The sequence below is a fragment of the Nostoc sp. DSM 114161 genome (assembly GCF_052692665.1).
The window spans coordinates 7274882-7287868 of the sequence record NZ_CP195141.1 but is presented as its reverse complement, the minus strand read 5'-3'; the positions used below and the strand labels follow the sequence as shown (position 1 = coordinate 7287868).

9 protein-coding genes are annotated in these 12987 nt (G+C 40.7%); 4 read left to right on the top strand and 5 right to left on the bottom strand.

What is annotated here, in order from left to right:
- The first annotated feature begins 3 nt into the window (after positions 1 to 3).
- Positions 4 to 741: a Stp1/IreP family PP2C-type Ser/Thr phosphatase gene (locus NSTC745_RS30295; protein WP_445634314.1), complete on the top strand. Its 738-nt coding sequence runs from the start codon at positions 4 to 6 to the stop codon at positions 739 to 741.
- Positions 742 to 1488: 747 nt separating this feature from the next.
- On the top strand, positions 1489 to 1686 hold the full coding sequence (locus NSTC745_RS30290) for an NblA/ycf18 family protein (protein ID WP_096537979.1): 198 nt from the start codon (positions 1489 to 1491) through the stop codon (positions 1684 to 1686).
- 475 nt (positions 1687 to 2161) lie between these two features.
- Here the strand turns inward: NSTC745_RS30290 and NSTC745_RS30285 are convergent, their stop codons facing one another.
- From NSTC745_RS30285 to NSTC745_RS30270, 4 genes are all read right to left on the bottom strand, one after another.
- Positions 2162 to 3718 (bottom strand): serine/threonine protein kinase, encoded by a 1557-nt coding sequence (locus NSTC745_RS30285; RefSeq protein WP_445634313.1) that lies wholly within the window; start codon positions 3716 to 3718, stop codon positions 2162 to 2164.
- A gap of 911 nt (positions 3719 to 4629) precedes the next feature.
- The gene (locus NSTC745_RS30280) at positions 4630 to 5643 is read right to left on the bottom strand and encodes a glycosyltransferase family 2 protein (RefSeq protein WP_445634312.1); all 1014 of its coding nucleotides are present in this window, start codon (positions 5641 to 5643) and stop codon (positions 4630 to 4632) included.
- Between the two features lie 694 nt (positions 5644 to 6337).
- Entirely contained in the window at positions 6338 to 6784 is a 447-nt protein-coding gene (locus NSTC745_RS30275; protein WP_445634311.1) for a hypothetical protein, read from the bottom strand.
- Between the two features lie 207 nt (positions 6785 to 6991).
- Positions 6992 to 8203, bottom strand: coding sequence for an anhydro-N-acetylmuramic acid kinase (locus NSTC745_RS30270; protein WP_445634310.1), 1212 nt, complete (start codon positions 8201 to 8203; stop codon positions 6992 to 6994).
- Positions 8204 to 8653: 450 nt separating this feature from the next.
- Here NSTC745_RS30270 and NSTC745_RS30265 point away from each other — a divergent pair, with 450 nt between their 5' ends.
- Positions 8654 to 10069, top strand: coding sequence for a folate/biopterin family MFS transporter (locus tag NSTC745_RS30265; protein WP_445634309.1), 1416 nt, complete (start codon positions 8654 to 8656; stop codon positions 10067 to 10069).
- Between the two features lie 1062 nt (positions 10070 to 11131).
- A complete protein-coding gene (locus NSTC745_RS30260) occupies positions 11132 to 12283 on the top strand; it encodes a pyridoxal-phosphate-dependent aminotransferase family protein (RefSeq protein WP_445634308.1) in 1152 nt (383 codons plus the stop codon).
- Positions 12284 to 12592: 309 nt separating this feature from the next.
- Here NSTC745_RS30260 and NSTC745_RS30255 read toward each other — a convergent pair whose 3' ends face one another.
- Positions 12593 to 12820: a DUF2949 domain-containing protein gene (locus tag NSTC745_RS30255; RefSeq protein WP_073640658.1), complete on the bottom strand. Its 228-nt coding sequence runs from the start codon at positions 12818 to 12820 to the stop codon at positions 12593 to 12595.
- Positions 12821 to 12987 lie beyond the last annotated feature (167 nt).

Genomic DNA, 12987 nt, shown 5'->3' with positions numbered 1-12987 from the left:
TTTATGAAAATTAATTTCACCGGTCTTAGCGATCCGGGACTTATTCGTTCTAATAATCAGGATGCTTACTATGTCGATCCACAAGGACGATTTTTTGTAGTTGCTGATGGTATGGGTGGTCATGCGGGAGGAGAAGAAGCAAGTCGCATTGCCACTACGGAAATTCAACGGTATTTAATAGCAAATTGGGAATCTCCAAAGTCTTCTCAAGAATTGCTAGAACAAGCTTTATGGGATGCCAATCAAGCGATTTTGCAAGATCAGCAAAATCATCCCGAACGCGCCGATATGGGTACAACGGTTGTAGCGGTAATTTTTCGCTCTCCAGAACCGCCTTGGTGCGCTCATGTTGGCGATTCCCGGCTATATCGCCTCCGAGAATCACAATTAGAACAAGTCACTGAAGACCACACTTGGGTAGCACGAGCAATCAAAATCGGTGACATCACCCCAGATGAAGCACGATTACATCCTTTTCGTCATGTATTATCGCGCTGTTTGGGGCGGGAAGACCTGCATCAGATTGACGTGCAACCACTCGATGTTAAAATTGGCGATCGCTTACTTCTATGTAGTGATGGTCTCACAGAAGAACTTGTAGAGCAAAAGATTGCTAGCTGCCTCCAAGACACTCCTTGGCTAGATAAAGCCGCCATCTCTCTAGTTGAGGCTGCCAAGGAGCAAGGAGGGCACGATAACATTACTGTTGTCATCGTCTCACTCGAAGAAAATAATCCCTAATCATTCATTGGACATGAGGTATGGGGCATTGGGAGCAGGCGAAGTAGGGGAAAGGTTAAAGGGAAAAGGGAAAAGGAATAAATTTAATCTTTCCCCCTTACCCCTTTCCCTTTCCCCATGCCCTGTTTGCCCAATGACTAATGACTAATGACCAATCACAAATCCGGTAAATATACCCATCAATTTGTTCAGCCTGAGCATTTTTGCTTTTAACAATTTGATACTAATACTCTTAGCCTCCAAAGTTACCTAAAGAGGCTAAATTTCCATAAATTAGTAAATTGACATCTTGCACGTAATGAGGTAAAGCGACTATAATTCACGCTTATTACCATTTATTCCCCGACCTCCTCCAACTTCCCAGCTTGGAAAGTTTTTCCATACATGGGAAGAGCCATCTGAAGTTTTTCTTAACTAGGAAAACTATCGATGATTAGGCATAACGCCTAGATTATCCAAGGAGAAAGGAGTAAAGAAGGTCAATGTACTTTTCTAGTACAAAGCAGAGCATATTTTCTGGAATATGACTCGGCCGACTTGGGTGGTATATCAGTGGGATTAGGTGCAAGATATCAGAGCAGAAAAATTCTACACTTAGGATGTGGGCAATCTGTCAAACACTTGTTATCTTTCTTAATACGGAGGAACAAATGCGGGACAGATACAAGTCCAAGTATTATCCCATTTGGACTTCTGCAAACGATATCACCATATCACCATTTACGCGTTGTTTTTTCGGAGTTACTTATGAACGAACCAATGAAATTATCCTTAGAACAGCAGTTCAGTATTTGCTCATTTGCCACTCAGGTGCAGCATATGAGCCACGAACAGGCTAAAGACTTTTTGGTCAAGCTGTACGAACAAATGGTAGTGCGCGAAGCAACCTATCAAGAACTTCTGAAGCACCAGTGGGGCTTAGATTCGGGTTCCACTATGGCATAGAATCCTTCTGATGTCGCAGTGGGCGACCTCCTTCTCTTGCTTGGTTCCCACGGAGGAAAAGAGCTGGGGATGCCGGGGCGTCAACTCCGATAAAAAACTCTACAAGGCTGTAGCAAAAAACAAACTCAATAAATTAATCAAGAATCAACGATCGAACTATTTTAAGGCTGAGTTGCTAGGTTCTAAAGTTAAGTTCAGATTTTGATTCAAATCTAGTGTGTACTTTAGCCAAACTTCTTCTCGTATCTTAGATAGTGTGATAATCACACCTGCGTAAATTTATACCAAACTACATAATGTACACAGAAATACCTACAGAGCAATTAAACAGCCTAACTTTTGCAGCTAGTACTTTCACTATTTATACATATAACTAGAAGTTAGAACATTATATATACTTTGTTTATAAAAATTTACAATTTTTGATTGGATACTCTTTGTTACACAGTAAAGATGTAACATTAATAAATTATTTTTAGTTGGAAAGATCGTATGGAGAGTCTGTATCAATGCTTTCGAGTTTTACCAGGATTTGGGGCTTAATCTTTTCGTATTCGCTTTTGAGTAAATTTTTACTAATTTGCGGATCGGCAGAAGAGGTAAACGTATTGCTGATTTTGACCCACTCTTGCAGTCGTTGACGTTGGGCAGAGGCGACACTTGAAAGCAGGATATGAGTACAGCGACTTGGTGTTTCTCGTGCGAAAAATAACAGACGGTAATAACCTGTTTGGTGTAGCAAGCGGGCAATTTCTTGACCGAGACTGGTTTTGAGGTCGAGGTAGTAATGTAACCATTTAGCACCGTGTTTGCGGTTGTAAATGACGGTAATCCACAACAGCATCGGGTGGGGAACCGAGATGAAAAGAAATTGATTGTAGCGCGTACAAACTAACCGCTTTTGAATTTCCAGTTGGGGTAGCATTACCCACAACGCTGGTAAAACCTCTCCATTTGTATGTACGGGTTGAGGAAAGACAATATCAGCAATCGGTTTATTTTGAGGCCAGGAAATGGTGTTAGCAATTTCATCATTTGACGAGGATATCCGCAAATCGGCTTTCGTTTTTTGCTCAACCTCAGCGCTAACGGTCAATGTAGTAGGAACTAGGGCATAATTATTCTGTTTAATTTTGCGCGTGTGGTCTGGCTGTTCTACTGATGCTAAAACTTTCAGAATTTCGCTGATACTTTGGGGGCGATCGCGTGGTACTTTAGCTAGACAACTCATCACCAAATCTTCTATTTCTCTTGGTAGTTCTAACCCCGGCGAAACCTCAGTAAAAGAACGCGGTTTTTGATAATGATGTGTTTTATACCATGCTCCAAAAGAATGAGTCGGTGCTACCAATGGCATTTTGCCTGTGAGCATCTCAAACATCATTACGCCCAAACTATAAATATCAGAACGGTTGTCTAATTCCTTTCCCTCCATCTGTTCGGGAGAAGAATAAGCCAATGTTCCCAAATAAAATTTTGTATGGTCGCCGTCTGACTGTAATAACTTAGCAATCCCAAAATCCAAAACCTTGACCAATTCTCCGAAACTCGGATCTTGAATCACCAGCATATTGCTTGGCTTGACATCACGATGGATAATTGGGCAAATTGTACCCTCAACTGGGATACCATCATGAGCGCACTGTAAACCCAAGCTGAGTTGACGCGCCATGCTCAGAAATCTTGGCAAAGGGAGGCGTTGCTTGCGAATAATATTGTTTAAACTTTGTCCTTGTAAGTATTCCATGACGTAGAACGGAGTATTATTGTCATCTACGCCATAGTCCATGACTCGGACTATATGGATGCTTTTTTGCCCTAGTAAAGCACAAGTTTTCGCTTCTCGCTCAAAACGGTCTTGCAGTCGCATCTTTTCATTTTGGATTGATAAAGCGAGGAACTTCACAGCAACAGGTACACCACCCAACAAAATATCCTTAGCACGATAAACTCGACCCATCGCTCCAGTACCGATTAACTCTTGGAGTTGGTAGCGTTTGCTGAGTAAGCGACCAATGTTGGGGTCTGACATAGAAAATTCGACTCTAAAAGCAAGTTGTAAGTATGTGGGTTCAAAAGTGCGTTCAAACTTCTACAGCAGAATTGCTGAACTCAGAACAGACAATTCAGAAGTTAAACAGCCTTCATTTCTGGCTGTCAAACCTAAATTCTCAACCTGACTCAGTTACAAACTGCTGTATCTGATTGTTGTGCCTAGAAATCACTTTCCAGGCTAGTAGTTAAAGTCCATCAGTGGACTAGCTTTTTTCAGTCTTCTCAAATAGCGCTGAAACTATATTCTGGAAGTTGGCAACTAAGACAGTTATTACAACTGGCGTAACATGCTAGACCAAACAAAAAAAAAGGTAAATGTATACTGACGTTTTATACTATTCCAGATTTTGATTATGATGTAGTTTTAGTTTGCCCAATTTTGAGTAAATAAATAACTCTCAGATATGCCAAAAACCGTGATTGCAAAAATGGAAGCTTGTAGGTTCCTAAGATAGAACTTCTCTTTTTTGGGGAAACGCATCTAGCAAGCTTAAAGAACGGGGATATGGCAACCGTAAATCAACAGATATTCAAACTTTTGGGGAAACCTAAAGACCAGATTGTCTAACCACTCGTTTAACTTTTGCCTAATTCTGATGGCTGAGAGCTTTATTCATTAGATTTCTTGCAAAAGTCCTTACTTTCGCCATCTTCTGTGCAGGGCAGTGGCTCATAAGGGAAACTTCTTTTGCGCTGCCTTGCCTTTGCGTCTAGTTTTGACTAAAAGAAACCAATGCACCTTGGTAAAGTAGGCTACAGACTTTTCACCAAATTTAAAATCTTAAATTTAAAATGGTATGATTTATCAAAATTTAAAAATATATATCCCCGACTTATTTGAAAAGCCAGGGATATTTTTATCATAACTAATTTAGTTTTACCAAAGGATTAATTAGTAATCTTTCGTTTTTTATCTATGTTATAGGACATGTGAAAAGCCGATTTATCTCCGGTCATATAATATTGAATTCTGCGTCCAATTATATTATTAAGCCGCGAAATAAAATGAGAAAAAAAATCAGGATTTTTGACCATCTGTGTCAATGCTGTTAACCATTTACCTTGCTTGAGAGGCTCTACAACTTGAAAGTAAGCTAGATTTTTTTTATAGATTGCAAGATTACGAGATAAAGCACGCATTAAAGCTGTATTTTTTTTCACAGCTTCTTGTTGCATGAAAGAATTAGTAGCTTTGCAGCTTTGATTTAGACGTGGTAATCTGCTTTGATGTACAAGCGAGCCAGGGCGTGAGCGGTAAAAATAATAGGGTTTTGGCTCAAGAAAAAAGCGAGCGCCTTTGATTAGGCATTTCATATCAAGCCAATAATCTTGACCCATCCTGATATCTTCATCGTACTCGATACCGTGCTGAAGTAGAAATTCTCGCTTAAATAAAGGCTTACTTAAGCCAAGATGCAAACCTTGTTCTCCAAAAATATCAGTCTCCACAAAATAAACGATATCAACTTGGAAAATTTTATCTATACTTTCTCCGCTTTCTTGAATCAATGTACTCCAAGGAGATGTTTCATTGTCATTGATAAAATAAATATCGTCAGCAATCATATCTGCATTTTTTTCATTTGCCAACGATACAAGCTTTTCTAATCTTTCAAGAGCATACCAATCATCTGAATCTAGCACAGCAATCCATTCGCCTTGGGCTGCTCTGAGAGCGCGATTACGCGCAGCAGCAGCCCCAAGGTTTTGTTGATTAACTATCACTTTGAGACGTTCGTCAACAAAACTTTTAGCGACTTCTACAGTTTTATCGCTTGAAGCATCATCGACGACAATCACTTCAATATCATTGAGTGTTTGCTCTAAGGCTGACTTTATTGCTTTCTCAATATAAGCCTCAGTATTGTAAGCAGGAATAATGACAGATACTCTGGGATTCACGAATATTTATCTCCTAACGACACCGTTACGTAAAAATACTAAAGTCCTGAGGATAACTAAATTATTTCTTTTTTACTATGCACGTTACAATATGCTAATTAAATTAAACGTAAATTTTTCAGGTCAAGCCTAGAATTTTGGACATTTCTAGCTACTACACTGTTATCATTTCATAACTGTAAGCGAGGTGGAAAACCTAAAGGAGTTGTCAAGCTGTCCGTTTTTATACTGAGTATTCATCCTATTTCCTTTTGTAGAGGAGAATAGCTAACTCACAAGTAGCCTCCCTTGGTTGCAGCAGGTAATATCAGCCTCAGAGATTTGTAGTGACTCATGTAGAAAATCAGCAGTTTACATTATTTAATATAATTTGTTTTGTTTGTAACTAGTTACTTAGAGACCATTTATAAAGTAAATCTTAAGTAGAAAGACAAGATCTGCTGCAAAAGCCACCGCTCAAAACTGCTACTGAGTTAGGCTCAAGCTATTGTGCTGAAGGAGTGTTAAGCGTTTTAATCGGATTTTTTGTAACAAATCACATCGAAATATGCGCTTAACACACCCTACAGAAATTTTATTTTCACTTTATATAGCAGGCAACAGGCAAAGAAAAAGAAAGTCTCTTGCTGTTGCGTTTTTACAATCCCGCGTACTACAAATATGTTTCAAATACTATAAATAGCTTCTTAATACCTTAAATTACCTGGCGTTCTAGGCTAGCTTCCATTGTGTTAGTTAAAAAATGACCAGTCAAGATCCCGCTAGTTAGGTAGTATGTATTTTCCGAAATCCTGTGTAGGGTTTCAAAGCCACTACGACGTTGACGATCGCCCAGCACCCAGTAACGCTGCACAATGGTATCTAAACCAATCCAACCCTCGCCTTCAATCTGCCCCAAAATATTATGTTGTAGTAAAAAAGTATACTGACGCTCTCCTTCGTGCAAGCGTCCTTTGTATTGTAGAGAAATTTCCGAGCGATCGCTGCCTGGGAATATCAGCTTTGTGGCCATAGTAAACCAGTTATCTCGATTCCAAGCTACCAAGGTCATACCCTTGACACTGATTGGCATACCATTTCGTTCTAGCCAATTCCCTTGTATTGTCCAGCGTCCTGCTTCCAATAAAAAAGTATGAGCCACCTTCTATATTTCCTGTCTCGATCGAGTGTCGCCAAGACTACAGTTATAGCAGTGCTGAGTGGGGCATTAGGCATTGGGAAAGGGAAAGGGGTATGGTTCGACAAGCTCACCAACCGGGGAAAAGGGGAAAGATTAAATTTATTCCTTTTCCCTTTTCCCTTTAACCTTTTCCCCTGCCTCCCTATCTCCCCACTCCCTACTCACTACTCAGCATTGATGAATTTCTCCTAAAAGAACTTCACCAGGTGCCCCAGTGGCAGTAGGTAGATTGCCAGGAATACCCAAATGTCGCCAGTAGGCTAAAACTGCAAAGGCGATCGCTTCTTTAAAATCTGCACTTAAGCCGACTTCATCTGTAGTTAAGACTGGTATTGATGCTAATAATAACTGTAATCTTTGCTTCAAATAAAGATTACGGCTACCGCCACCGCATAACATTACCCGTTGTGGCATTTCTGGTAAAAAAGTTTGGTAACTATGAGCAATTGAAGCAGCTGTCAGTTCTGTGAGAGTTGCCAATATGTCAGCAGAATTGAGTTGGTAGGCTTGGGCATCTTTTAAACACTGTTCCAAATATGTCACACCGAATAACTCTCTACCAGTGGATTTAGGCGGCGGCAGATGAAAGTATTCTTGCCTGAGCCATTGCTCTACCAATGGATAGCAAGGAGTACCACTCGCTGCCCAATTGCCATTTTCGTCGTAAGTTTTAGCACCAGCGCTTAAATGCTGCACCGCCAAATCCAACAGACTATTTCCAGGGCCAGTATCCCAACCGCGAATTTTTGAGAGCCAGTCCCCATACCGAGGTGGAATATAGGCAACATTACCAATACCACCTATGTTTTGAATACAACGTCCTTCTTCGGGATGGCTGAGTAAATAAGCATCTACTCTAGGAACTAGAGGCGCACCATGACCGCCAATAGCGATATCAGCAACACGAAAATTACTCACAGTTGTAATGCCTGTAAGATAGGCAATTAAGGCACCGCGCCCTAGTTGCAGGCTGTAGCCCAGTGGCGAGTCGGAGACGCGGAGATTTTTTTCTCCATATCCTCCCGTGCCTGCGTCCTTTTTCGGTGGTCGATGATAAACGGTCTGACCGTGGGAGCCAATCAAATTAGCCGCCTGGTGACCATTTTGAATATTTTGGGCAGCTTGGGCAAAGCTAAAGGCGATCGCATCATCTATTAGAGCCAATTCTGCCATTGATATGGCCGCACCTGCACAAAGGGCTAATATTCTTTCTCTAAGTTCAGCCGGATACGGGTATGTTTCTCCAGCTAGCAGCTCGATTTTGAGATCCAATTCTTGACCGGAAATCTCTACCAACGCTGCGTCTATGCCATCTACAGATGTGCCACTAATTAAACCAATAACACGAGTAGAGATAGCAGTTTTTTCATTCGGATGCATTGACAAATATTCTGTTTTAGATTATTAACGGTAGTTTAACAGTTAAGAGTTACTAAGTAAGTGGACACAATTATTTAGAAGACGCATTTCGACCCTTCTCTACGAGAGGCTTCGCCAACGGCAAGCTCAGGGCATCGCTGCGCTCAATGCTCGACCTTTGAGAAGACGAGGGTTGAGTTTCGACTACGCTCAACTTCCGCGAAGTCGAAACCCGGTAATCTCAAGTTAGGTTTAATTTAGTCCTTCTACTTAGTGTTCAGGCCACTGATAGCATCTCCAAGAGAATAGAAAGCTGAAATGTTCATCGCATTCAGATATTATCTGTCTTTTATGATGATTTCAACCTTTTATTTGCTATTTATCTGGTGGTTTTTATGAAAAAGCGATCGGCTTCATGGGGAGAAGTCGATATGATAGAAAAGTAGATAAAACTTCAAAAATATTTATCAAATGCTGATTCAATCATCTGGCTTGTCCAAGGTAAAAGATTCAGTCACAGAAAAAATCTTTTTGGGCAATCAACCAAATGCCGAGTTGATAGCAATTCTCGCAGTTTACTTTGTCCAAGGAATCTTAGGGCTATCGCGTTTAGCTGTCAGCTTTTTCCTTAAAGATGAATTGCTATTAAGTCCAGTCCAGGTGTCGGCCTTATTGGGAGCTGCCTTTCTACCTTGGATGATTAAGCCAGTGTTTGGTTTTATCTCCGATGGCTTGCCGATATTTGGCTATCGTAGGCGTCCTTATTTGATTTTATCGGGGATACTGGGGACTGTTTCCTGGGTGAGTATGGCAACCATAGTTCATACTAGCTGGGCAGCGGCGATCGCGATCGCTCTTAGTTCTCTCTCCGTTGCCATGAGCGATGTCATAGTTGACTCATTGGTTGTGGAACGAGCCAGAGGCGAGTCGCAAGCGAAAGCAGGTTCGCTACAATCACTGTGTTGGGGTAGTTCTGCCATCGGAGGTTTGATAACAGCATACTTGAGCGGCCTGCTGCTGCAATACTTTAGTACCCATACTCTCTTTTGGATTACCGCCTTATTTCCTCTGATTGTTTCCGCAGCAGCTTGGTTGATTGCTGAGTCTCCTATTAGCAAAGAAGGTAAAGATAGCGATCGCACTCACTCCTTAACAATCAAAGAGCAACTGGAGCAGCTACGGCAAGTCCTCAGCCAAAAAAACATTTGGCTACCAACAGCATTTATCTTCATCTGGCAAGCTACCCCAAGTGCTGACTCAGCCTTTTTCTACTTCACCACCAACGAACTACACTTTGAACCAGAATTCTTGGGACGGGTGCATTTGGTGACAAGTTTTGCTTCTTTGGCTGGTGTTTGGATTTTTCAACGTTTTCTTAAAGGCATACCTTTTCGTGTAGTTTTTGCTTGGAGTGCTGTCCTTTCCTCAATTTTGGGGATGACAATGATTTTATTGGTAACTCATACTAATCGGCTGTTGGGTATAGACGATCGCTGGTTTAGTTTGGGTGATAGTCTTATTCTCTCTGTGATGGGAAAAATTGCCTTTATGCAAGTGATGGTGCTAGCAGCAAGGCTTTGTCCTTTTGGCGTAGAAGCAACATTATTTGCCTTGATAATGTCTGTGTTGAATTTAGGAGGCAGCTTTTCCCAGGCATTTGGAGCATTAATCACTCATTGGTTGGGAATCACAGCAACAAACTTCGATTTGCTTTGGTTGTTGGTGCTAATTACTAATCTCAGTAGGCTGTTACCTCTACCGTTTATCAGTTGGTTACCCGCTGCTGAAGACAATATTCAGACATCAAAAGACGAGCAACAACCATTTTTGCCGGATTTAGTGTCTGATTTAGTAGTCCCAGAACCAGAGTCAGGAGTAGTTGAGTAATATGGTAAGAATAAACGCTAGAATGCTTAGAACAAAAAGCACAACATGTAAGCTGAAAAAGCAAAACTTTGGTAGTAAAATCTCGATCTAGATACAATTTAGGCTACTGCGATCGCTACTAATATCAACAAATATAAATTTTCTAGTAAAAAGCCCCCACTAAGTTTACAGTTGGGGGCGAGTTTTTTCAGGCAATCAAATAAAGTTTTATAGTATTAACTTATCTTACTAAATATACGTGCTGAAAAACTTTTATATTACTGTACGGTTAATTCTAATATTCTATTTATACACGAAAAAGCACTTGAGAGTTTTCCTCGCCCAAGCGCTTCCCCGTATAACTTTGTACCAACTCACTAGTTTGATGCAACATCTGTAACCTGCAATACCCCCTTAGGAAGGAGGATTGCGGGGATAACTTGTGACAAACATGTGGTGAAATGGTATCACTCCTTGCACTAACTAAGAATATCTCTTCTGTAATCAAAGCAAGGTTCTAATGAGTGACAGTTTTTCAACTGACACTAGTTAAAAACGACTCACTGTGAAGAGTAGCTAAAAATACCGATTAATAATGTAACGAATTGATGAATATATTATAAAACCCGATCGTTTATTGGCGATCGCCTCAGTCCGAGTGCAAATAAACTACCTCAACTTATGGAAAAAATGTAGTTTAAACCATCGGTAGGAAATCATTACTTAGGATGGGGGTGTGGGAAGTGTGGAGAGACAAAGGGTTTTTAGTCAACAGTCAATCCCAATAACCAGTACAGACAATTTTTGAATACTGAATCGACGTTCTAAGTATGTGGTAAGATTGATTTCCTGGAACAGAGGTATTATCTGAGTTAAAGTCTCGTATAAATAAATTGCAAAGAAATTGCAAAGGTTAAGCTGACCCTTGATTAACTGCGACGATAGTTTGACTATAAACTTGGAAAATACACAGCAAGACTGGTGACGAACTGAGTGTATTTTGTAGAGAAATATCTAGAATTTGCTACCAGGCTTAACTAACTTCCCTCAATTTTGACTTTTATTTGACTTTAGGATAGACACATGAACGATAAGCTGATGCTGATGATTCCTGGCCCTACCCCAGTGCCAGAAGCTGCCTTACTTGCATTAGCCAAGCATCCGATTGGACACCGCACAAGTGAATTTAGCAACATCTTGGCAGAGGTGACGGAAAACCTCAAGTGGCTGCACCAAACTCAAAGCGATGTGCTGATGCTGAATGTCAGCGGTACGGGTGCAGTAGAAGCCGGTATAATTAATTTTCTTTCTCCAGGCGATCGCATTTTAGTTGGCTCTAATGGTAAATTTGGCGAACGTTGGGTAGAAATCGGTCAAGCCTACGGTTTAAATGTAGAAGAAGTGAAGGTTGAATGGGGAAAACCTTTAGATCCAGAAGTTTTTGCCCAAAAACTCCAAGCAGATACTCAAAAGGAAATCAAGGCTGTCATCATTACCCACAGCGAAACCTCAACCGGTGTGCTAAATGACTTAGAAACCATCAACCGCCATGTCAAAGAACACGGTGAAGCTTTAATTATCGTTGATGCTGTAACTAGCTTGGGTGCGTTCAATTTACCTGTAGATGCTTGGGGCTTGGATATAGTCGCCTCTGGTTCCCAAAAAGGTTATATGATTCCACCAGGATTGGGTTTTGTCTCTGTTAGCCCTAAAGCTTGGGAAGCTTACAAAACCGCGAAATTACCGAAGTATTATTTGGATTTAGGCAAATATCGGAAATCCGCAGCCAAAAATACAACCCCATTTACTCCTCCTGTGAACATGATTGTAGCGCTGCACGCGACGTTACGAATCATGAAAGAAGAAGGTTTAGAGTCAATATTTGGTAGACACGAACGCCTGAAAAATGCTACCCGCGCCGCCATCAAAGGACTGAACTTGCCCTTATTTGCAGCAGATAGTTACGCTAGTCCGGCAATTACAGCTGTAGCGCCACAAGGAATTGAATCGGATAAGATTCGGTCTTTTATGAAAAAGCGCTTTGATATTGCTTTAGCAGGCGGCCAAGACCATCTGAGCAATAAAATTTTCCGTATTGGTCACTTGGGTTTTGTGAGCGATCGCGATATCCTCAGCTGTGTAGCATCCTTAGAAGTTACCTTAAGAGAACTTGGTTACGAAGACTTCACCCCAGGATCTGGTGTAGCAGCAGCAGCTAAAGTGTTTACGGAATAATTATTAGGTATTGGGCATCAGTCTAAATAAATCACTAATGACTAATGACTAATGACTAATAACTAATAACAAATCAAAAGAGCGAGTAGAATCATCAGCTCGCTCTTTTGATTTGTATGCAAATGAGTAAAAACCGCTAGAGACAATTTCTCCATATATTAACCTTTGCATAAGTTAGAGTGGATATGATATGCCTCAATTCTTTTGAATAAGCTATTCATAAACTACCCTGACTTTAATTGACATCCATTTAATAAGCAGCAAGTTAACACGATCGCCTTTCCTCCTTTTGAATTTTAAATTTCCTAATTATGCAGTCTCTAGCCAATCATAAATTTGCTCTAGTTGTTCTAGAGTAATCAACCCATACTGCCAAAGAATCATTGGCAAAGGGCCTGGGTCTTGCTCTCGATGACGAAGCGCCACCGCTAGTGAAGCTGTAGAAATTGCCAAATCTTCTTGCAAAAAATGAATAAGTCGAGAATATTTCGATGGTGACATTTGTATCTCACCTCCTTGTGCAGAGTGTATTGTCATATATGAGTTCACCATTACTTGCTAGCTAGTAGCCAATATTTGATCTGTCACTGTGCCGCTATCGACAATGTATCTAGACCCAATTTTCTTGCTCTACCTTAAAACAGGCTTCTCATAGAGGGTCTGGAAAATAAAAGTTTTTCTACAAATCATCTGCTTGAATTTCA

Excerpts from the sequence above, each read along its gene's own strand:
- NSTC745_RS30295 (WP_445634314.1), top strand. The coding sequence starts at position 4 with ATGAAAATTAATTTCACCGGTCTTAGCGATCCGGGACTTATTCGTTCT.
- NSTC745_RS30290 (WP_096537979.1), top strand. The coding sequence starts at position 1,489 with ATGAACGAACCAATGAAATTATCCTTAGAACAGCAGTTCAGTATTTGC.
- NSTC745_RS30285 (WP_445634313.1), bottom strand. The coding sequence starts at position 3,718 with ATGTCAGACCCCAACATTGGTCGCTTACTCAGCAAACGCTACCAACTC.
- NSTC745_RS30270 (WP_445634310.1), bottom strand. The coding sequence starts at position 8,203 with ATGCATCCGAATGAAAAAACTGCTATCTCTACTCGTGTTATTGGTTTA.
- NSTC745_RS30265 (WP_445634309.1), top strand. The coding sequence starts at position 8,654 with ATGCTGATTCAATCATCTGGCTTGTCCAAGGTAAAAGATTCAGTCACA.
- NSTC745_RS30260 (WP_445634308.1), top strand. The coding sequence starts at position 11,132 with ATGAACGATAAGCTGATGCTGATGATTCCTGGCCCTACCCCAGTGCCA.
- NSTC745_RS30255 (WP_073640658.1), bottom strand. The coding sequence starts at position 12,820 with ATGACAATACACTCTGCACAAGGAGGTGAGATACAAATGTCACCATCG.